The following is a 19,407-nucleotide window of genomic DNA, read 5'->3' as shown; positions in this document are numbered from 1 at the left end:
CCCTTCTTTTCAGTTTGTTAACGCCCAATGCCCAAGTTGCTCTGTTCGCCTAAGCCAACTGATTTCAACTTGTCATTAACTAACAGATGCATCCAAACCGTTTTCCGCTTATCCTTTCACCCCGGCGTGAATAACCCCCGTTTATTCGCTTTTATTAAGATTTTTTGACCGCCGGAGCTCTGCACCATGACCGCACAACCCCAAGCCCTGAAAATCCGCCGCCCTGACGACTGGCATATCCATTTGCGTGACGACGACATGCTGAAAACGGTTCTGCCCTATACCAGTCAGGTGTTTGGCCGGGCGATTGTGATGCCGAACCTGGCCCCACCGATCACCACCGTTGCCTCGGCACGTAGCTATCGTGAACGTATTCTGGCTGCGCTCCCCGCAGAACATAACTTCACGCCGTTGATGACCTGCTACTTGACGGATTCCCTCGCTGCGGCAGAGCTGGTCAACGGGTTTGAGCAAGGGGTGTTTACCGCTGCCAAGCTCTATCCAGCCAATGCCACCACCAATTCCAGCCACGGCGTGAGCGATGTGACCGGGATTTATCCCCTGCTTGAGCAGATGCAGAAGATGGGTATGCCGCTGCTGATCCATGGTGAAGTCACCGATGCCAGCGTGGATATCTTCGATCGCGAGGCTCGCTTTATCGAACAGGTGATGGAGCCGGTACGCCGCCAGTTCCCGGAATTAAAAATCGTATTCGAGCATATCACTACCCGGGAAGCCGCTCAGTACGTGCAGGAAGGCAATCGTTTCCTTGGTGCCACCATTACGCCACAGCACCTGATGTTTAACCGCAACCACATGCTGGTAGGCGGGATCCGGCCACACCTGTTCTGCCTGCCAATCCTCAAGCGTAACATCCATCAGGAAGCGTTACGCAGCGCCGTTGCCAGCGGTTGTGACCGCTTCTTCCTCGGCACCGACTCGGCACCTCATGCCAAACACCGTAAAGAGACCAACTGTGGCTGCGCAGGGGTATTTAACGCCCCGAACGCAATGCCCGCCTATGCCACCGTATTTGAACAATTAGGCGCGCTGGAGCACCTGGAAGCCTTCAGCTCGCTGAATGGCCCCCGCTTCTACGGCTTGCCGGTTAACCAGGACTTTATCACGCTGCAACGCCTGCCGGTGGCCCAGCCAGAGGAGATCACGTTGGGTAATGAAGCCGTGGTGCCCTTCCTGGCCGGTGAGACCATTAACTGGTCAGTGACCGACTGCTAAATATTTTATTTCTGCTCTTGCCTCCGGCGCCAGTTGACTGTATAAATATCCAGTAGACAGTTCCGGGGGCAATTATGCGTGTTGAAGTCACTATAGATAAAACCAAACCACTGCCGCCGGGGGCTATCGAAGCCCTGACCGGCGAATTCAGTAAACGGGTCAATCGCCAGTTTCCTGACACTACCGTCCAGATCCGTTATGCCGGTGCCAATGGCCTTTCCGTCATGGGCGGTGCCAAAACAGATAAAGACCTGATCGAGGAGATACTCCAGGAAACCTGGGAAAGTGCCGACGATTGGTTCAGTGCAGAATAATTCTGCAATGTCGTTGTTGCCGGGGGTCGCTCTCCGGCTTTTTTGTTTCTGCCGTATCGTCGTTTTGCCTGGAAGAAACAGCACTTGTGGTCTGTAATGATTAGACAACTTATGGTGCAACAAAGGTATAAACAATGGTTCCTGATAAAGACAAGCCCGAAGAAGCGATGACCTTTGGCGAGTTGCTGGCCCTGATCGCCGATCAAAAACGGCGACTGAGCGTACTCGAGGTCGCTTTCTCTTATTTGTCTTTTGGCTTGAATGACAAAGCCAACCAGTTGCTGATCCACAGCCTGAAACTGGAAGCACAAAATCAGAACCGCGATCCTGAAATGCAAAAGCATTTCGCCCATTTGGCAGCCGAATTGGAAAGTCATGCGCACGTGAAACTTCCTCCTGCCGCCGAAGAGTAATATTGTTAGATGACTTAAGCACGGGCGCAGCATGCAGCTGCCCCAACCCTTTACCTAAAACCCCCAGCTATCCACTCCGCTAGCCGATTAATTACGCAAAAAATATTTATTTGCAATAAACCGCAGGAAAACACCCCACGCCAGATCCTGAATGCGTATACTGTAAAAGCTCACCATGAAGGTGAGACACATTGATCCTCGTTAGTAACTCCAGCTAGTCACTACTTGATAAGGGGTCTTTATGGACAGAAATGATGAAGTAATACAGACACATCCGCTTGTTGGCTGGGATATCAGTACCGTCGATGTTTATGATGCCATGATGATTCGCCTTCATTACCTGTCTTCACTAGACCAAACAGCCGAAGAAGCGCAAGTGGATCGGACTCTTTGGCTAACCACAGACGTTGCTCGCCAATTGATCAATATTTTAGAGGCTGGCATCGCCAAGATAGAATCTACGGATTATTTAGACCTTGATCGAAGAAAACATTAACCCATTCACCCTCAACCGCTAAGGCGTCGGCAATTAACCGGCGCCTTTTCTTTTGTATCGACCCGCATCGGTTCATGGTGCATTACCGCCGCCAAACTCTTATCATATCTGCCATCAGCGACACATCAAAGAAAGGACATGGCACGTGGAATATGACTTGATCATCGTGGGTAGTGGCTCAGTTGGGGCTGCTGCAGGCTATTATGCGACAGCCGCAGGCCTTAAGGTCTTAATGATCGACAGCGCTTTCCCCCCGCATCGTCAGGGCAGCCACCACGGCGATACCCGTATCATCCGCCATGCTTACGGCGAGGGCGAAAAATATGTGCCTTTTCTGCTGCGTGCCCAGGCACTGTGGAATGGATTAGAGCAGAAAAGCGGCGACAAGCTGTTTCATCCCTGTGGCGTGCTCACCCTGGGGCCACAAGACAGTGAATTTGTCACCACGGCACAGCGCAGTGCCAAAAACTTTAACCTCAATACCGAGTTACTGAGCGCCGAACAGATCCAACAACGCTGGCAAGAGTTCACCGCGCCAGCGGGTTATGTCGGCCTGTTCGAACCAGATGCAGGGATACTGCGCTCGGAACTGATTGTTGCCAGCTACGTCAGATTGGCCAGAGAAGCGGGCTGCGCCCAACTGTTTAATTGTCCGGTAACCGCCATCGAGCCAATCGATCAGGGGGTTGAGGTCGTGACTTCAGAGGGGCGCTACCAAGGGCGTAAAGCCGTGGTCTGCGCGGGAACCTGGGTCAAAAATCTGTTACCACAGCTTCCTGTTTCACCGGTGCGTAAGGTGTTTTCGTGGTATCAGGCAGATGGTCGTTACAGCGAAAACAACCGCTTTCCGGCTTTCACCGTTGAAGCGCAAGACGGCTGCCACTACTACGGTTTCCCCTCTGAGAATGACGGCTTAAAGGTCGGTAAACATGATGGTGGACAACCGATGGAGACAGCGGATCAGCGCAAGCCGTTCGGCTCCCTGGCCAGCGACGGTACCGAAGTATTCGGCTTTCTGCGCCACTTCCTGCCAGGGCTTGGCGTCTGTCTGCACGGTGAAGCCTGTAGCTATGATATGAGCCCGGATGAAGACTTTATTATCGACACCCTGCCTGGCTGCCAACGCCTGATGGTGATCACCGGCCTGAGTGGCCACGGATTTAAGTTTGCCAGCGTACTGGGTGAGATAGCCGCGCTGTTTGCGCAAGATAAGCCTTCATCCCTGGATATCACGCCCTTCAGCCTGCGGCGTTTCTGACCGTTCAATCCCCTGTTCGCCCCGCTCTGGCCAGCGGCAGGGGAAAACCCCAGCGATATGAATACACCAACCTACTGATATTAATGAAAAATAAGCTATGGACGGAAATATCTTCCTATAGCCACTGGATTTCCGAATTGATCCCACAACCGGGTAAGGCCTATTTTACATAATTAGGCTCTAGCCGTTTTGTATCTTCAACAAGGACGTCACTATGAAACTACTCGTTGTGGACGAATGCTGTTTCACTCGTATTGGGATCGCCAACCACTTTACTGACAACGTGTTTGCGTCAGTAAACTGCTGCCCAGACATCGACACCGCGCTTCCTCTACTGGCCAGTTTCAAACCCAGCCATATTTTGGTGAATCTGTCCAACTACTGCCGCTGCACAACAGACAATCAACTGCTTTCAGCGTTTATCACGGCGGCCTGGCGTGCAACGGTATATATTTATCTGGATGCTCCTTATCCCTACAGTGAAAGCCCGCTGCGTATTGCCAGCAATACTTTTTTATTCAACAAAACCGTGCTACCCATTGCGCTAAAAACGCTAAGTAAAAGCCCAAGTGAGCTAATGAAGGATGAAGAGGCTCATTCGCTTTTCAGCCCGCAAGAATTGACGGTAATGCGCTATTGGATGTCCGAAATGCCGAATTATCGCATCGCCAAAAAATTACAGATCAGCGCCCATACGGTGTACGTGCATAAACGCCATATCACCGAGAAAATCAACGTGCGTAACCGGCTTGAATTTTATTCACTGTATAACATACTGCGTTATTTCTATCCGCCAGAACCCACCACCTTTAAGCCGGTGGGTTCGGCTTCGTTAGAGCTGCGGGCCGCCGTTTAAGCCTTATTTCGGCGTGATTTCGTTTATCTGGCGCCCATCGCCGAGGAGCATGGCCACCTTGCGTCCTCCATCCATGGTTTCCAACGTGATGCGCGCGATAATGGTCAAGGGGACCGAAAGCAACATCCCCACGGGCCCCATCAGCCAGCCCCAGAAGATCAGGGAAAGAAACACCACCAACGTAGAAAGCCCCAGCCCACGGCCCATGATCCGCGGTTCCAGCATATTACCGATGATCAGGTTGATCAGGATATAACCCGCAGCCACCACGGCCGCATCGGCAAAGCCGTTAAACAGCAAAGCCTGGATCAGCGGCGGAATAGCGGCAATGATCGAACCAATATTGGGCACATAGTTGAACATGAACGCCATCATGCCCCAGATAAAGGCAAAACGAACGCCAACCCAGCTCAAAAAGCCCCAGACGATCAGACCTGTGGCCAGGCTGATGGCGGTCTTGATCACCAGATAGTGCGTGACCCCTTGCAAGGCCCTGCGGATAGTGGCCATCCCTTCGGTGGGATTATCCAGCGCCTGCTGCAGCTTAAAGGGCAAGACCTTTACCTCAAACAGCATAAAGACCACCGTCATCAATAACAGGAAGATGCTGGTCATCGCGCCGGAAAGTTGCCCTAGCAGGCGGGTCACCAGGTTCATGGTGGCGCCAGGATCGACATATTTGACCACCGCATCTGCCGAGAAGGTAATATCCAGATTGAAGCGTTGCGCCTGGTATTGCAGTTCACTCAACTTCTCCAGCATCATGCCTCGATACTGTGGCAAGGAGCGAGCAAACTCATTTAATGAAGCCCCCAGCATACCAATCAAGGTCAGCAACAGCACGACGATGGCAACCACCAACAGCGTCACCCCCAGCGCTCTGGGCACCCGAAAGCGTTCCAGTAGCAGCACCAGCGGATTTAACACGATGGCCAAGAACACCGCCAGCAGGAATGGCACCACAATATCTGCCGCCGCCTTTATGCCAGCCAGGATCACCACCAGCATGGCCAGCATCATGATCAAACGTAGCTTGCGGTCATTAAACTCGGGTATGCCCATGAAAGTTCCTTGTGTGATACAGGCCCGCCAGGCCATTGATAAATACATGTTAGCAAATTATTCCTTGCTGTCGCAGGCATATCATCCTCAAGTTGCTGAAGGAATTAAATTAATCTTGGTCGACAGGGTGAACAAATAATCGTCGCTAGTCGTTATTCAATTATTTGCCAAGGTTTTTGGTGGTATTTACGAAAAATGACAAAAGCTGACAATGAAGAATAAAGTCGATAGATTTCAATTGGCCAGCATTTCCCCAACATCGCCAAAAAAACACCCTCTCCAACGATTCCTTTGACCAACTTGCCACAACTCAAACAAATCTACTGATTAATATTTTTATGATGTTACTTAGTTAAATTTATTATTGATTTATGTTTCTTAAAGTTTAAGTATTGCTGTCGGTAAATGAGTTTTGTAAGGAAAACTGATGCTCTGGAAAAATACCGCCGACCGCTTTGGTCACGTTTCTGTACTGATCCACTGGCTGGTGGCGCTGACCGTTTACGGCATGTTCGCCCTCGGATTATGGATGGTGACGCTGGGCTACTACGACGTTTGGTATCACCAGGCGCCGGAGATCCACAAAAGTATTGGCACGCTGCTATTTATCGTCATGGTGGTACGAGTGGTTTGGCGTTTTATCTCGCCGCCGCCCAAGCCCCTGGCAAGTTATAGCCGTCTTACGCATATCAGTGCCGTGCTCGCCCATATCGCACTTTATACCGTGCTGTTCGCCATCCTGATCAGCGGCTACCTGATCTCGACCGCCGATGGTCAGGCAATCAGCGTATTTGGCTGGTTTGACGTACCGGCCAGCGTGACCGATTTGCCACAGCAGGCCGACACCGCCGGGACTATCCACCTTTATCTGGCTTGGGCCGTCGTCGTGCTTTCAGTACTGCACGCCCTGGCCGCGCTTAAACATCACTTTATTGATGGTGATGTGACTTTGAAACGGATGCTGGGACGCAGCACCGATTAACCCTTTGGATTTATGGAGATATTGCTATGTTGAAGAAAACCGTATTAGGCTTGGCCGCGGGTGCCCTGCTGTTAAACGCCGGTTCCGCTCTGGCGGCCAACTATAAAATCGACAAACAAGGCCAGCACGCCTTTATCGAATTCCGCATCCAGCACCTGGGCTACAGCTGGATTTATGGCTCTTTCAAAGATTTTGACGGTGGCTTCACCTTCGATGAAAAAGACCCTGCTAACGATAAAGTCAACGTAACCATCAACACAGCCAGCGTAGACACCAACCACGCCGAGCGTGACAAACACCTGCGCAGCGCCGATTTCTTGAACGTCGAAAAGAACAAGCAGGCTACCTTTACCTCTACCGAAGTGAAAAAAGACGGTGAAGGTTATGCCGTAGTCGGCAACCTGACGTTGAACGGCGTGACCAAGCCGGTCACGCTGGCAGCCAAACTGGTCGGCGAAGGTAAAGATCCTTGGGGCGGTTACCGCGCCGGTTTCGAAGCCAACGGTAAAATCAAGCTGAAAGACTTTGGCATCACCACCGACCTCGGCCCGGCTTCCCAGGAAGTTGAGCTGATCATCTCGGTCGAAGGCGTTCGCGAGAAGTAATACATTCTTTATACAACAAGGGCGCTGAATTTCAGCGCCCTTGTTTCTATTTCTATCCTACGCGCAACACCCTACTCTTTCGGTTCTGGGATATGCATGGTGGTTTGCAACAGCCCTTTGGACTTATTGAAGATTTTTACGCCATTCTCGCGGCCAGCCCGGCGGGCTCGCTGTTCTTCACGCGGTAATTTCAGCTCTTCACGGCAGGTCTCGCTGCAGCAGCCAGCAAACTTCTCGGCACAGCTTGGGCACTGGATAAACAGCAGATGGCAGCCGTCGTTCAGGCAGTTGGTGTGAGTATCACATGGCGCACCGCACTGATGGCAGTTGGCGATCACGTCCTCTGAGATACGTTCCCCCATGCGCTCGTCAAACACAAAGTTCTTGCCGATGAACTTCAGTGGCAACCCCTTCGCCTTCGCCTGGCGGGCATACTCGATAATACCGCCTTCCACGTGATAGACGTTTTTGAAGCCATTATGCAGCATATAGGCGCTGGCTTTCTCACAACGGATCCCACCGGTACAGTACATGACAATATTTTTGTCTTTCTGCTCCTGTAGCATCTCCACCGCCATCGGTAGCTGATCGCGGAACGTGTCGGAAGGCACTTCGATCGCCTTCTCAAAGTGCCCGACCTCGTACTCATAGTGGTTGCGCATATCGACGAACACCGTATTCGGATCGTCGATCATCTGGTTAACGCGATCGGCCTGCAGATACTCACCCACATTGGCAGGGTTGAAGGTCTCATCTTCAATCCCATCGGCCACAATACGTTCACGCACTTTCAGACGCAGTACCCAGAAGGATTTGCCATCGTCTTCCAGCGCAATATTCAGGCGCACCTGGTCCAGAGCCGGGTGCGAAGCAAACAACACGGTTTTGAACGCGTCAAAGTGACTCTGCGGCACGCTGATCTGCGCATTGATGCCCTCTTTGGCCACGTAGATACGGCCAAACACCTTCAGCTTATCGAACTGAATATACAGGCTATCGCGAAATGCTTTGGGGTCGTCAATGGTGAAATATTTATAAAAAGAAACTGTGGTGCGTGGCTCGGTTTCGGCCAGCATACGCGCCTTCAGTTCCTCATTAGAAATTCGGTTATGTAACACTGGCATGGTGTACTTTCCTGTCTTTCGGGAGGTGACTGATTGAGTGCCCACGGGCCGTTAGCCCGCGCGCGGCGCACATCATACCCGAAAATAGGCTGCAACACAGCATTAACCCGGCGGCAATGATTTCCGCACAAAGCTTGACGTTATTGGCAAATACCGATAAGCCTAGTGCAAGTTGTAGCAACGAATTTTGACGGACCATGAGGAAATTATGAGCCAGCTGTTTACTCCGATCACCCTGGGGCTACTGCGGTTGCCTAACCGTATCATTATCGCCCCCATGTGCCAGTACTCTGCCGACAACGGTAAAGCCACCGAATGGCATACGATGCACCTTGGCCATCTGTCTCTTTCCGGGGCGGGTTTGCTGATTGTGGAAGCCACTGCGGTATCACCAGAAGGACGTATTTCTCCGGGGGATCTGGGCCTGTGGGACGACGCTACCGAACAGGCACTTGCCGACGTGGTACAGGCGGTGAAAAAACACGCCACCATGCCTTTGGGGATCCAACTGGGACACGCTGGCCGCAAAGCTTCCTGCGCTCTTCCCTGGCAAGGTGGAGCCCAGTTGGCCAGGAGTGAGGGCGGTTGGCAAACGCTCTCTGCCTCTGCCCAGCCCTTTAACCCTCTGGATGAGGCTCCACAGGCCATGAGCCTGGAGCAAATTGAGCAGTTGAAGGCGCAATTTGTTGCAGCGGCACGGCGTGCCGACCGTCTCGGCTTCGATCTGATCGAACTGCACGGGGCACATGGTTACCTGTTGCACCAGTTCCTTTCGCCACTGGCCAATCAGCGCACCGATCAATACGGCGGATGTCTGCAAAATCGGATGCGATTGTTGCTGGAAATTTTCAGCGAGGTGCGGGCGGTGTTCCCCGCCAACAAAGCGCTTGGCGTGCGGATCTCCGCCAGTGACTGGGTTGAAGGCGGCTGGAACGAACAGCAGTCCGTTGAGCTGACCAGCGCTTTAAAGGAATTGGGCTGCGATTACATTCATATTTCCAGCGGCGGCCTGTCGCCGCAGCAAAAAATCCCGGTGGGGCCGAACTACCAGGTCCCCTTTGCCGAAACCATCAAACATAAAGTAGGGATACCAACCATCGCCGTGGGGTTGATCACCGAACCGGAGCAGGCAGAAGCGATCGTCGCCACCGGTCAGGCCGATATGGTCGCGCTAGCGCGCGGTATTCTCTATAACCCACGCTGGCCGTGGCACGCAGCCGCCAAACTGGGGGCCCAAGTGCAGGCTCCGCCGCAGTATTGGCGCTCAGAACCACACCGGGTGAAAGGATTGTTCAAAGACCATTAAAACGGCCTCAAGCGGGTGTCTAGCGCCCGCTTGACCATTCCGTTGCCCCAGAAATAACCGCCCCAGCCAGCAGTCCGCCCCCCGCTACGGCTAGCAAAGGGTTGTACTGCATATAGGCACCAAGACAGCCAAGTAACCCACCGATCACCAATAGCCCAGCGCTTAACCATGATGTCAACATAGTTACCTCCTGAATCAATAAACGGATAAAACACTGCCTGACTTATAGGCCGATTCTTACTTCATTTGGCCAAAAAACCAACAACCGCACCTAATTTAGGCCTAAAAAGGGTGTTTTAATGCGGTGAGTTTTCCTGTTACATAAGAAAAATGTCACAATACGCTACTATAAACGGCAGAAAACCATTGCATAGACCGAGTCGTTCAAGCAACCCGTGGCCAGCAAAAAATTCTGATGGCGACCCACAACAAGACTTATGGCAACTCGACGTGCCTATGCATTTTATCTGTTATTACTGTTAAATGACTGCTTCTAAGCTGAGAACCTATGACGCAAGTTCCTTCTTTCAATCGATCTTTACTGCATCCACGCTACTGGCTTACCTGGTTTGGCATCGCCTTACTCTACCTGCTGGTCCTGCTGCCCTACCCAATCATTTATCGTTTGGGGACCGGATTAGGTCGCTTTTCAATGCGTTTCCTCAAACGCCGGCGAGCGATAACTGAGCGTAATCTGGAGCTGTGCTTTCCGGATATGCCGAGAGCCGAACGTGATGCGTTGATCGCCAAGAACTTCGAATCCGTGGGGATGGGGCTGTTTGAAACCGGCATGGCCTGGTTTTGGCCCAACTGGCGTATCGAGCGCTGGTTCAGCGTCAGCGGCCTGGAGCACATTCAAAAGGCACGGGACAATCATCAAGGGGTGCTGCTGATCGGCCTGCACTTCCTGACGCTGGAGTTGGGTGCTCGTATCTTTGGCATCCACAATCCGGGGATCGGCGTCTACCGTCCACACGACAACAAGCTGATGGACTGGCTACAGACCTGGGGCCGTATGCGCTCGAACAAATCCATGCTGGATCGTAAAGACGTCAAAGGGATGATCCGCGCCCTGAAACAGGGTGAGATCATCTGGTACGCACCGGATCATGACTACGGCCCGCGCAGCAGCGTGTTTGCCCCGCTGTTTGCAGTGGAAAAAGCAGCGACCACCACCGGCAGCTATGTGTTGATACGCATGGGGAAACCGGCGATCATTCCCTTTACGCCACGCCGCCTGCCAGAAGGTAAAGGGTACGAACTCATCATGCAGCCAGCAGTGGAAAATTTCCCGCTGGATAACGAAGTCGAGGCTGCAGCCTTTATGAACAAGGTGGTAGAAAAAGAGATCCTGATGGCGCCGGATCAATATATGTGGCTACACCGCCGCTTCAAGACCCGCCCAGAAGGTGAGCCTTCTCTCTATTAATCGCTACGGGCCGAGATGGCCCGCATGATATTGTCGCTTTCCCAGCAACAGGAGCTTCTATGTATATCGTCAGCCTGACCTACCACCGCCCGATTGAAGAAGTAGAAGGCCATCTTGAAGGGCATATCGCCTGGTTGAAGCACCATTTTCAAGCTGGCAGCTTTATTGCCTCTGGCCGTAAGAACCCACGTACTGGCGGCGTGATCCTGGTAAAAGACATGGAGCGCTCCAAGCTGGATGCCATCCTGGCAGAAGATCCCTTCGTCGCCGTGGCCAATTATGAGGTGACAAACGTCGCTCTCACCACCACCAACGCCGGATTCGAAGCCTTGGCCGGTGTCTGAAACCCTCGTTCCCGCGTTGTCCTGCGCGGGAATAATTGTCATTCCCTGTTTTAAAACTTTATTTCATTTTCACGCAAAATCACACAGTTGCTCAATTGATAACCTGCGTTATTAGGCGCATACTTACCAGGCTAACTTTTTTTGCCTTGCGTAATCGCCAGGCATATCTTCCCCCGCACGGAAACCTATGGCCCCGGCAGCAGAACCTATCAATTGGCAACGTAACCTGTTCATCACCTGGCTGGGCTGCTTTCTGACCGGTGCGGCCTTTAGCCTGATCATGCCGTTCCTGCCGCTTTACGTTGAAGCTCTTGGTGTTACCGGCCATCAGTCGCTGAATATGTGGTCCGGATTGGTATTCAGTATCACTTTCCTGTTCTCCGCTATTGCCTCACCGTTCTGGGGCAGTCTCGCCGATCGCCGTGGGCGTAAGCTGATGTTGCTGCGTTCTGCGCTGGGAATGGGCATTGTAATGGTGCTGATGGGCATGGCGCAGAACATCTGGCAGTTTCTGGCACTGCGCGCGGTGCTGGGGCTGCTCGGCGGCTTTATTCCCAACGCCAATGCGCTGATTGCTACCCAGGTGCCGCGCCATCGCAGCGGCTGGGCGCTGGGCACTCTATCGACCGGCGGCGTCAGTGGCGCCCTGATTGGCCCATTGATTGGCGGTTTGCTGGCTGACCAATATGGCCTGCGCCCCGTGTTCTTCATCACCGCCACGGTACTGTTTATCTGTTTCCTGCTGACGCTGTTCTGCGTACGAGAACAGTTCACTCCGGTACAGAAAAAAGACATGCTGCATGCGCGCCAGGTGTTTGCCTCGCTCAAAAGCCCCAAGCTGATCCTCAGCCTGTTTGTTACCACCATGATTATCCAGATCGCCACTGGCTCGATTGCCCCAATCCTCACGCTTTACGTGCGCGAACTGGCGGGCAACATCAGTAATCTGGCATTTGTCAGCGGTTTGATCGCTTCGGTACCCGGCGTTGCCGCCTTGATGAGTGCGCCACGGCTGGGAAAACTGGGCGACAGGATCGGCCCAGAGCGGATCCTGGTGTTTATGCTGGTGATTTCCGTGCTGTTGCTGATCCCGATGGCCTTTGTCCAGACACCGTGGCAACTCGGCGTATTGCGCTTCCTGCTCGGCGCTGCCGATGGCGCACTGTTGCCTGCTGTGCAAACCTTACTCATCTACAACTGTACCAATCAGGTTGCCGGGCGAATATTCAGCTATAACCAATCTTTCCGAGATATCGGCAACGTTAGCGGCCCACTGCTCGGCGCTGCCGTTTCTGCCAGCTATGGATTCCGCGCGGTATTCTGCATGACAGCGCTGGTGGTGCTATTTAACGCGTTCTATTCCTGGTGGTGTCTGCAGCGGCGGCCAGCCAGAACGCGTGAAGACACGTTGCAAGAAGAGTAATAGCGCTATTTATCGCCAGTTGTTCTGATAAATATTGCCCAAACCCCGTTTCCCTTACTTTTACTATTGTTACCATCCCGCTTCATCCCGCCCCCAATCTCGAAGAATAATATTATTAACACCTTGTTTTTATACATAAAAATCACAAACAGAGCAATAAACCACCTGTCAATGAAAATAACGCCACAACCAACATAAAAACCAATAAAGTAGATGTTTGTCGACTTTTCGTCTAAAAAATGGGATACAGGTACTAGACAAAGCCACCATTCAGTTATCAAATGGTTAAATAATATCACGCCAGAAGTAACATTCTGACCAAGTGAATAAAATAGCCTGCAGGGTTTTCAAGCTTAATAGGCACTGCGGCTGAGGTTTTGTCAGGTAATCCGCATCAGCGGGATTACCTCACTTACAGACACAGACATACCACAGTATCTGCTGCCGGCGCGCAGCACATTATATTGGGAAGACTTTATGCAATCCTCTGTTAATCAGAAAGAAAGCCGGACGTTCCTCGGCCATCCATATCCTCTCGGCTCGCTGTTCTTCACTGAAATGTGGGAGCGCTTCTCGTTTTATGGCATTCGTCCGTTACTGATCCTGTTTATGGCCGCCACGGTTTATGACGGCGGCATGGGTTTGGCGCGCGAAAACGCCTCGGCGATCGTCGGTATCTTTGCTGGCAGTATGTACCTGGCGGCACTGCCGGGTGGCTGGTTAGCCGATAACTGGCTCGGCCAGCAAAAAGCCGTTTGGTACGGTTCGATTCTGATCGCTTTGGGCCACCTGTCGATTGCCCTGTCCGCTATTATGGGCAACGACCTGTTCTTCGTCGGCCTGATGTTTATCGTGCTCGGTTCCGGCCTGTTCAAAACCTGTATCTCGGTGATGGTCGGTACCCTGTACAAAAAAGGCGATGCACGCCGTGACGGTGGCTTCTCGCTGTTCTACATGGGTATCAACATGGGCTCCTTTATCGCCCCGCTGATTTCCGGCTGGCTGATCCGCTCACACGGTTGGCACTGGGGCTTTGGCATCGGTGGTATCGGGATGTTGGTGGCCTTGGTGATTTTCCGTGTGTTCGCCGTACCGGCCATGAAGCGCTATGACAGCGAAGTGGGTCTGGACTCAACCTGGAATAGCCCGGTTGCCAAGAAAAATGGCGTGGGTGCCTGGCTGATTGCGCTGGCCGTAGGCGTTGCCGCGATCGTGATTATGATCTCACAAGGCATCATCGTCATTAATCCGGTCGCCGTTGCCAGTATGCTGGTTTACGTCATCGCCGCCTCGGTCACGCTGTACTTTATCTACCTGTTCTTCTTTGCCGGCCTGAGCCGTAAAGAACGTGCGCGTCTGCTGGTCTGTTTTATCCTGCTGATTTCTGCCGCCTTCTTCTGGTCGGCCTTCGAACAGAAACCGACCTCGTTCAACCTGTTTGCTAACGATTACACCAACCGCATGATCGGCGACTTCGAGATCCCGGCGGTATGGTTCCAATCGATTAACGCACTGTTCATTATCCTGTTGGCGCCAATCTTCAGTTGGGCCTGGCCGGCTCTGGCCCGTAACAAAATCCGCCTGAGCAGCATCACCAAATTCGTGATTGGTATTCTGTTTGCCGCCGCAGGCTTTGGCCTGATGATGCTGGCCGCGCAACAAGTGTTGGGCAATGGCGGCGCTGGCGTGTCACCGATGTGGCTGGTGGGCAGTATCCTGATGCTGACGCTGGGTGAGCTTTGCCTGAGCCCGATTGGCCTGGCGACCATGACGCTTCTGGCACCGGATAGAATGCGTGGCCAGATGATGGGCCTGTGGTTCTGTGCCAGCGCGCTGGGCAACCTGGCCGCGGGCTTGATCGGTGGCCACGTGAAAGCGGATCAGTTGGACATGCTGCCAACCCTGTTCGCCCGCTGCTCTATTGCTCTGGTGATCTGTGCCGCCGTGCTTATCCTGCTGATCGTCCCGATCCGCCGCATGCTGGAAAACACCCAGGGCAAAAGCGGTGACAAACCGGTCACGCATGCCTGATAGACACTAAGTAATCAGCCTTTAGCCAGCGCAAAGCGCTGGCTTTTTTATGCCTGCCAGGCACGTGCTTGCAACACCACGCGATAACCATCCAAATCTTCAAACGTTTGTCCATGCACATCCCAATAAGGGTTGTAGGCCTGCACTCGTTCAAAACCACTGGCTAGCATCCGATCGCACCTTCTCTGCCAACATGTTATTTCCGGCACATAAAATACCAACAGGTTGTCCTGTGTCGGTGCGCGTCCAACCAGTACACCACGGTGATGAGTGAATTCCAGATGATAGGCATGGCGCGGATGGCCAAGCATAATGCCATCGAACCCCTGGTGATTTGCAAACTCACCCAGTTGTTCAAACCCGAGCCCCTGGCAATACATTTTGGCAATCGCGGCCAAATGATCGGTGGGCCGGGCGATCCGTAATACCGCGTTGGCAAGCTCCATATTTCCTCCCGTTGGCAAACAGCTAGCCTAAGCCGTTTCATGGCAAAACGGCGTACAGGAAATGCGCTTTGCGGTAGCGGCAAGACATGGCATGCTGCAACAGACACGTCATCAGGATCCAGAGGAGAAACAATGCTGTTTAACGTCGATTTTCTCCCAGAGAATCAGTCTATCGTGCCATTTTCAAAGGACTATCAGGATGGTGATAGCGAACCGGATCACAGCCACAACTGCGCTCAACTGATCCATAGCCTTAGCGGTGTGGTACAGGTGAATACACACGTGGGCAGTTGGGTAGCCCCCCCAGGCCGTGGCGTTTGGTTACCGGCCAAAGTGGAACATAATCTGCGTTTTAGCGGTAACGTGGCGATACGCACGCTGTTCGTCGATCCCCTGGCCCGTGCCGATTTACCTGCTCAGTGCCAGGTTGTGCAGATTTCTCCCTTATTGCGTGAACTGATTATCAGCGCGATGGATATTCAGCTCGGCTACCGGCCCGGCGGACGAGAAGAACGTATTATGGAACTGATCCTCGATGAGTTGCGTATGCTGCCGATCCTGCCCCTACACCTTCCCGAGCCACGCGATGGCGTCTTATTGGCCCTGTGCCAGCACATTCAGCAATCTTTGGCGCAGCCTTGGGAGTTGGAGCTGGCGGCGCAGCACATCAACGTCAGTGGCCGTACGCTGTCCCGTCGCTTCCAACGTGAGACTGGCCTACGCTTTAGCGACTGGGTGCGTCGTGCCCGCCTGCTGGCGGCGCTCAACGCCCTGGCCGCCGGAAGATCGGTGCTGGAGGTGGCTTTGGATCTGGGCTATGACAGCCCCAGCGCGTTTAGCGCCATGTTCCGCCGCCTGCTTGGCGTTTCCCCCAGCACCTATTTTGCCCAGGCTCAGCCAGCGATCACGGCAAACAGCGGCCAGCCACGTTGAACAGAGCCTGGAGCGAGGCACTGGCCGAGTCGGCGTCAATCCCTACGCCGTAAATTGCCTCCCCCCTTGCTGGGGTACAACGGATATAGGTTACTGCCCGGCTATGGCTCTGATGCCCCAGGGTGTGTTCATGGTAATCGTCGATAGCCAGCACCAGGCCAAAGCGCTGGCATAACGCATCTACCGCGCTGGACAACAGCCCATTACCGCTGCCTTGCAACTGCATGGGTTCCCCCGCCAGAGCCACCTGCGCCGTAAAGCTGTAAGCCGCCCCACCCTGGCTTTGCGTTTGATAGCTGAGCAGCTGTAAGCGCGGCTGTTCCACCAATCCGTAACTGTTGCGGAACAGTCGCCAGATTTCCGCCACCGTCATCTCCTTGCCGCTTTCATCCGTGGCCTGTTGCACCACTTTGCTGAAATCGATCTGCAAGCCACGTGGCAAACGCAATCCATGATTCTGCTCCAGCAACCACGCGGCACCGCTTTTGCCAGACTGGCTGTTAACGCGGATCACCGCCTCATAGCTGCACCCCACGTCCGCCGGATCAAGCGGCAGATAAGGCACCTGCCATAACCCATCTTCACGCTGCTGTTGGGCGGCAAAGCCTTTCTTGATGGCGTCCTGATGCGAACCCGAGAACGCGGTAAACACCAACTCACCGGCATAAGGATGGCGCGGATGTACCGGTAACTGGTTGCACTGCTCCACCACTTCAACCACTTCCTTCAACCGGCTGAAGTCCAACCCTGGCGCGATGCCCTGGGTGTACAAATTGAGCGCTAACGTCACCAGATCGACATTGCCCGTGCGTTCGCCGTTGCCAAACAGGCAGCCTTCCACTCGGTCAGCCCCCGCCAGCATGGCCAACTCGGCGCAAGCAACACCGGTACCGCGATCGTTATGCGGATGCACGCTGATGGTCACCTGCTTCCGCTGGCTGAAGTGGCGACAGAACCATTCGATCTGGTCGGCATAAATGTTCGGGGTACTTACCTCCACGGTGGCCGGCAGGTTGATAATCATGGGCCGCAGGCGTTCAGGTTGCCACACGTCCGCCACCGCCTCACAGATTTGCAGGGCAAACTCCAGCTCGGTAAAGCAGAAAGTCTCTGGAGAGTACTCGAAGCACCAGTCGGTTTCCGGATGTCGATCGCACCATTGGCGAATACGGCGTGCGCCATTCACCGCCAGCGCCACGGTAGCGGCCTTGTCCTGCTTGAAAACGATATCGCGAAACATCGGGGCGGTGGCGTTATACAGATGCACGATGGCACGTGGAGCCCCTTGTAACGACTCCATCGTGCGATCGATCAGATCGTCGCGCGACTGCGTCAGCACCTGGATTGAGACGTCATCCGGGATCAGCCGTTGCTCGATCAAGTGACGCACAAAGTCAAAATCGGTTTGCGATGCGGAAGGAAAAGCCACCTCGATTTCCTTAAACCCGCAGGCCAGTAACAGTTGGTAGAACTGTAGCTTGCGAGCGTTATCCATCGGCTCGGCCAACGCCTGATTGCCGTCACGCAGATCGCTGGAACACCAGCGCGGTGCCTGCTGCTGGGTACGCCCCGGCCACTGACGATCGGGTAAATCGATGGCCGGGAACGGCCGGTACTTGCTTGCTGGGTTGGCTAACATCCTGATTCTCCTACAGACCAAAGGGGGTAGCCATTATTTCCTGCCCGTAGCCAGGCGTCTCCCGGCTGATGGACAATCATCGTCGCAAAACGGACAACAAAAAATTTGCATCCTGCGACGATGCGACAACAATTAATGCTGATGTTCCCCAAGATGATTGAAAAAGGAGATGAGCATGAGCCTGTATGCCACGCTGGAAGAAGCGATCGAAGCCGCTCGCGAAGAGTTTATCGAAACGGCGGAAGGCGGCGATGATGATGAGCCGCCGGTACCCCAACAGTTTAACCTGCAGAAATACATCATGCTGGATGGCGATACGATGTGGCAGGCCGAGTTTTTCGAAGAGGAAGGTGAGTCTGTCGAATGCATGACGATGCGCAGCGGTGCTGCCGCCCAGGCCATTTTTGACGGTGACTACGACGAAATTGAGATCCGCGCCGAGTGGATCAACGAAAATACGCTGCATGAGTGGGAGGAAGGGGATTTTCAGCTCGATCCTCCGCTGGATACTGAAGAAGGCCAGAGCGCTGCCGACGAATGGGATGAACGTTGAGCCAGTTGGGTGGGCGCCTGGTCGCCCACCCTCGCCTTGACGCCCCTGGCTACGCATTGCATGCTACTACATTCTCCCCCTTGACACAGGCAGGTATCATGCTCATCAGGCAAGCGGTTCCCAGTGATTATCCCGCAATTCTGGCGCTACAGGCGCAAAATACTCCAGAGCAACTTAGCCCCCAGCAGCGGCAACAGGGCTTTATCGTCTCGCAGATGAACGAAAAACAGCTGGCAAGTATCAACAGCGGCCTGGGTATTTTGATCGCTACCGAAGAAGAACAGTTGGCTGGTTTTGTCTGCCTGATGCCAACCGACGCCCAACCCCGACCGCCGGTAGTGGATGCCATGCTGCACACGTTGGCCACACAGCGGTTTCAAAACCAGGCATTGGATCAACAACGGGTATTTCTGTACGGCCCGGTATGCCTGAGTGCCGATTGGCGGGGAAAAGGCGTGCTACGCCAGTTGTTTACAGCGGTGAAAGCGCGAACTCAGCAGGATTTTGACGTTGGCGCGCTGTTTGTTAATGAGGATAACCCGCACTCGCTGGCCGCCCATGTCGCTGGCCTGGGAATGACGGCGTTGACCACTTTCGATTGCAATAACCAAAGCTATCAACTGGTGGTCTTCGCAACCAGAGGCTAGAACCTATTCGTAAGGCCCGTGCTGAGCATCAAACGGCAGCATAAAGGTATCCACCACCAGCGAGAGCGGTACATCAATCACCATAACACTGCGCCAGGGAGTATCACGCAAATCCCATTGCACCCCTGGATAATATTGGTGCCCGTGGCCTGCACCAGGCACCGTACGGCTGATAATGCTACCGCAGCCAGATAATGTCGTCGCCATAGCGGCCAACAGTGCCAGACGGACTAGTGAAGCCATTTTCAACATCCAAACTTTTTTGAGATTGAAACGAAAAAGGGGAACACGCAGTGCGCATTCCCCTTTA

22 protein-coding genes are annotated in these 19,407 nt (G+C 53.6%); 16 read left to right on the top strand and 6 right to left on the bottom strand.

What is annotated here, in order from left to right; all coding sequences use genetic code 11:
- The first annotated feature begins 186 nt into the window (after positions 1–186).
- The 6 genes from pyrC to KGP21_RS12485 all read left to right on the top strand — a co-directional run bounded on the left by pyrC (position 187) and on the right by KGP21_RS12485 (position 4,573).
- A complete protein-coding gene (pyrC, locus tag KGP21_RS12510) occupies positions 187–1,236 on the top strand; it encodes a dihydroorotase (protein WP_223538372.1) in 1,050 nt (349 codons plus the stop codon).
- A gap of 74 nt (positions 1,237–1,310) precedes the next feature.
- A complete protein-coding gene (gene dinI, locus KGP21_RS12505; protein WP_021178315.1) occupies positions 1,311–1,550 on the top strand; it encodes a DNA damage-inducible protein I in 240 nt (79 codons plus the stop codon).
- A gap of 134 nt (positions 1,551–1,684) precedes the next feature.
- Positions 1,685–1,963: a hypothetical protein gene (locus KGP21_RS12500; RefSeq protein ID WP_021178316.1), complete on the top strand. Its 279-nt coding sequence runs from the start codon at positions 1,685–1,687 to the stop codon at positions 1,961–1,963.
- 241 nt (positions 1,964–2,204) lie between these two features.
- Complete coding sequence (bssS, locus tag KGP21_RS12495) at positions 2,205–2,459, top strand: biofilm formation regulator BssS (protein WP_024485935.1); 255 nt, start codon at positions 2,205–2,207, stop codon at positions 2,457–2,459.
- A gap of 145 nt (positions 2,460–2,604) precedes the next feature.
- A complete protein-coding gene (gene solA / locus KGP21_RS12490) occupies positions 2,605–3,717 on the top strand; it encodes an N-methyl-L-tryptophan oxidase (protein WP_166734775.1) in 1,113 nt (370 codons plus the stop codon).
- A 214-nt stretch (positions 3,718–3,931) separates the two neighbouring features.
- Positions 3,932–4,573, top strand: coding sequence for a LuxR C-terminal-related transcriptional regulator (locus tag KGP21_RS12485; protein WP_037374869.1), 642 nt, complete (start codon positions 3,932–3,934; stop codon positions 4,571–4,573).
- A 3-nt stretch (positions 4,574–4,576) separates the two neighbouring features.
- On the opposite strand, the gene KGP21_RS12480 is transcribed toward KGP21_RS12485, so the two are convergent.
- Complete coding sequence (locus tag KGP21_RS12480; protein ID WP_021804726.1) at positions 4,577–5,635, bottom strand: AI-2E family transporter; 1,059 nt, start codon at positions 5,633–5,635, stop codon at positions 4,577–4,579.
- 427 nt (positions 5,636–6,062) lie between these two features.
- Here KGP21_RS12480 and KGP21_RS12475 point away from each other — a divergent pair, with 427 nt between their 5' ends.
- Together KGP21_RS12475 and KGP21_RS12470 are read left to right on the top strand one after the other, a co-directional pair.
- Complete coding sequence (locus KGP21_RS12475) at positions 6,063–6,617, top strand: cytochrome b (RefSeq protein WP_223538371.1); 555 nt, start codon at positions 6,063–6,065, stop codon at positions 6,615–6,617.
- A gap of 26 nt (positions 6,618–6,643) precedes the next feature.
- Positions 6,644–7,222, top strand: a complete 579-nt coding sequence (locus KGP21_RS12470) for a YceI family protein (protein ID WP_021804728.1) — start codon at positions 6,644–6,646, stop codon at positions 7,220–7,222.
- 71 nt (positions 7,223–7,293) lie between these two features.
- On the opposite strand, the gene KGP21_RS12465 is transcribed toward KGP21_RS12470, so the two are convergent.
- Positions 7,294–8,346 carry a rhodanese-related sulfurtransferase gene (locus KGP21_RS12465; RefSeq protein ID WP_021804729.1) on the bottom strand — a complete coding sequence of 351 codons (1,053 nt, stop codon included), beginning with the start codon at positions 8,344–8,346 and terminating at the stop codon, positions 7,294–7,296.
- A gap of 208 nt (positions 8,347–8,554) precedes the next feature.
- On the opposite strand from KGP21_RS12465, the gene KGP21_RS12460 reads away from it, so the two are divergent.
- Positions 8,555–9,652, top strand: a complete 1,098-nt coding sequence (locus KGP21_RS12460) for an NADH:flavin oxidoreductase/NADH oxidase (protein WP_021804730.1) — start codon at positions 8,555–8,557, stop codon at positions 9,650–9,652.
- Positions 9,653–9,671: 19 nt separating this feature from the next.
- Here the strand turns inward: KGP21_RS12460 and KGP21_RS12455 are convergent, their stop codons facing one another.
- On the bottom strand, positions 9,672–9,833 hold the full coding sequence (locus KGP21_RS12455; protein WP_059200549.1) for a hypothetical protein: 162 nt from the start codon (positions 9,831–9,833) through the stop codon (positions 9,672–9,674).
- 327 nt (positions 9,834–10,160) lie between these two features.
- Between KGP21_RS12455 and KGP21_RS12450 the strand changes: the two genes are divergently transcribed.
- The 4 genes from KGP21_RS12450 (at position 10,161) to KGP21_RS12435 (ending at position 14,879) form a co-directional block, all read left to right on the top strand.
- On the top strand, positions 10,161–11,081 hold the full coding sequence (locus KGP21_RS12450) for a Kdo(2)-lipid IV(A) acyltransferase (RefSeq protein WP_024486561.1): 921 nt from the start codon (positions 10,161–10,163) through the stop codon (positions 11,079–11,081).
- A 59-nt stretch (positions 11,082–11,140) separates the two neighbouring features.
- On the top strand, positions 11,141–11,425 hold the full coding sequence (locus tag KGP21_RS12445; RefSeq protein WP_021804733.1) for a YciI family protein: 285 nt from the start codon (positions 11,141–11,143) through the stop codon (positions 11,423–11,425).
- A gap of 187 nt (positions 11,426–11,612) precedes the next feature.
- The gene (gene mdtG, locus KGP21_RS12440; protein WP_021804734.1) at positions 11,613–12,848 is read left to right on the top strand and encodes a multidrug efflux MFS transporter MdtG; all 1,236 of its coding nucleotides are present in this window, start codon (positions 11,613–11,615) and stop codon (positions 12,846–12,848) included.
- 477 nt (positions 12,849–13,325) lie between these two features.
- Positions 13,326–14,879, top strand: coding sequence for a peptide MFS transporter (locus tag KGP21_RS12435; RefSeq protein WP_037374874.1), 1,554 nt, complete (start codon positions 13,326–13,328; stop codon positions 14,877–14,879).
- Positions 14,880–14,926: 47 nt separating this feature from the next.
- Here KGP21_RS12435 and KGP21_RS12430 read toward each other — a convergent pair whose 3' ends face one another.
- A complete protein-coding gene (locus tag KGP21_RS12430) occupies positions 14,927–15,325 on the bottom strand; it encodes a VOC family protein (protein WP_115158359.1) in 399 nt (132 codons plus the stop codon).
- A 132-nt stretch (positions 15,326–15,457) separates the two neighbouring features.
- Here KGP21_RS12430 and KGP21_RS12425 point away from each other — a divergent pair, with 132 nt between their 5' ends.
- A complete protein-coding gene (locus tag KGP21_RS12425; protein ID WP_209527593.1) occupies positions 15,458–16,258 on the top strand; it encodes a helix-turn-helix transcriptional regulator in 801 nt (266 codons plus the stop codon).
- Here KGP21_RS12425 and leuA read toward each other — a convergent pair.
- The gene (gene leuA, locus KGP21_RS12420; protein WP_021804738.1) at positions 16,230–17,897 is read right to left on the bottom strand and encodes a 2-isopropylmalate synthase; all 1,668 of its coding nucleotides are present in this window, start codon (positions 17,895–17,897) and stop codon (positions 16,230–16,232) included. The two genes, KGP21_RS12425 and leuA, sit on opposite strands and share 29 nt — an antisense overlap.
- 175 nt (positions 17,898–18,072) lie before the next feature.
- On the opposite strand from leuA, the gene KGP21_RS12415 reads away from it, so the two are divergent.
- Positions 18,073–18,450 carry a MysB family protein gene (locus tag KGP21_RS12415; protein WP_021804739.1) on the top strand — a complete coding sequence of 126 codons (378 nt, stop codon included), beginning with the start codon at positions 18,073–18,075 and terminating at the stop codon, positions 18,448–18,450.
- 98 nt (positions 18,451–18,548) lie between these two features.
- The gene (locus KGP21_RS12410; protein WP_209527595.1) at positions 18,549–19,097 is read left to right on the top strand and encodes a GNAT family N-acetyltransferase; all 549 of its coding nucleotides are present in this window, start codon (positions 18,549–18,551) and stop codon (positions 19,095–19,097) included.
- A 3-nt stretch (positions 19,098–19,100) separates the two neighbouring features.
- Here the strand turns inward: KGP21_RS12410 and KGP21_RS12405 are convergent, their stop codons facing one another.
- On the bottom strand, positions 19,101–19,340 hold the full coding sequence (locus KGP21_RS12405) for a YceK/YidQ family lipoprotein (protein WP_021804741.1): 240 nt from the start codon (positions 19,338–19,340) through the stop codon (positions 19,101–19,103).
- Positions 19,341–19,407 lie beyond the last annotated feature (67 nt).

It is taken from the genome of Serratia sp. JSRIV004 (genome assembly GCF_019968705.1).
Lineage (GTDB): Bacteria > Pseudomonadota > Gammaproteobacteria > Enterobacterales > Enterobacteriaceae > Chania > Chania fonticola_B.
Note: the sequence above shows the minus strand (reverse complement) of the source record. Positions and strands in the feature narration are given on the sequence as shown.

Bases quoted from the DNA above. Each gene is read 5' to 3' on its own strand.
- pyrC (WP_223538372.1), top strand. From the start codon at position 187: ATGACCGCACAACCCCAAGCCCTGAAAATCCGCCGCCCTGACGACTGG.
- dinI (WP_021178315.1), top strand. From the start codon at position 1,311: ATGCGTGTTGAAGTCACTATAGATAAAACCAAACCACTGCCGCCGGGG.
- KGP21_RS12500 (WP_021178316.1), top strand. From the start codon at position 1,685: ATGGTTCCTGATAAAGACAAGCCCGAAGAAGCGATGACCTTTGGCGAG.
- bssS (WP_024485935.1), top strand. From the start codon at position 2,205: ATGGACAGAAATGATGAAGTAATACAGACACATCCGCTTGTTGGCTGG.
- KGP21_RS12485 (WP_037374869.1), top strand. From the start codon at position 3,932: ATGAAACTACTCGTTGTGGACGAATGCTGTTTCACTCGTATTGGGATC.
- KGP21_RS12480 (WP_021804726.1), bottom strand. From the start codon at position 5,635: ATGGGCATACCCGAGTTTAATGACCGCAAGCTACGTTTGATCATGATG.
- KGP21_RS12475 (WP_223538371.1), top strand. From the start codon at position 6,063: ATGCTCTGGAAAAATACCGCCGACCGCTTTGGTCACGTTTCTGTACTG.
- KGP21_RS12470 (WP_021804728.1), top strand. From the start codon at position 6,644: ATGTTGAAGAAAACCGTATTAGGCTTGGCCGCGGGTGCCCTGCTGTTA.
- KGP21_RS12465 (WP_021804729.1), bottom strand. From the start codon at position 8,346: ATGCCAGTGTTACATAACCGAATTTCTAATGAGGAACTGAAGGCGCGT.
- KGP21_RS12460 (WP_021804730.1), top strand. From the start codon at position 8,555: ATGAGCCAGCTGTTTACTCCGATCACCCTGGGGCTACTGCGGTTGCCT.
- KGP21_RS12455 (WP_059200549.1), bottom strand. From the start codon at position 9,833: ATGTTGACATCATGGTTAAGCGCTGGGCTATTGGTGATCGGTGGGTTA.
- KGP21_RS12450 (WP_024486561.1), top strand. From the start codon at position 10,161: ATGACGCAAGTTCCTTCTTTCAATCGATCTTTACTGCATCCACGCTAC.
- KGP21_RS12445 (WP_021804733.1), top strand. From the start codon at position 11,141: ATGTATATCGTCAGCCTGACCTACCACCGCCCGATTGAAGAAGTAGAA.
- mdtG (WP_021804734.1), top strand. From the start codon at position 11,613: ATGGCCCCGGCAGCAGAACCTATCAATTGGCAACGTAACCTGTTCATC.
- KGP21_RS12435 (WP_037374874.1), top strand. From the start codon at position 13,326: ATGCAATCCTCTGTTAATCAGAAAGAAAGCCGGACGTTCCTCGGCCAT.
- KGP21_RS12430 (WP_115158359.1), bottom strand. From the start codon at position 15,325: ATGGAGCTTGCCAACGCGGTATTACGGATCGCCCGGCCCACCGATCAT.
- KGP21_RS12425 (WP_209527593.1), top strand. From the start codon at position 15,458: ATGCTGTTTAACGTCGATTTTCTCCCAGAGAATCAGTCTATCGTGCCA.
- leuA (WP_021804738.1), bottom strand. From the start codon at position 17,897: ATGTTAGCCAACCCAGCAAGCAAGTACCGGCCGTTCCCGGCCATCGAT.
- KGP21_RS12415 (WP_021804739.1), top strand. From the start codon at position 18,073: ATGAGCCTGTATGCCACGCTGGAAGAAGCGATCGAAGCCGCTCGCGAA.
- KGP21_RS12410 (WP_209527595.1), top strand. From the start codon at position 18,549: ATGCTCATCAGGCAAGCGGTTCCCAGTGATTATCCCGCAATTCTGGCG.
- KGP21_RS12405 (WP_021804741.1), bottom strand. From the start codon at position 19,340: ATGGCTTCACTAGTCCGTCTGGCACTGTTGGCCGCTATGGCGACGACA.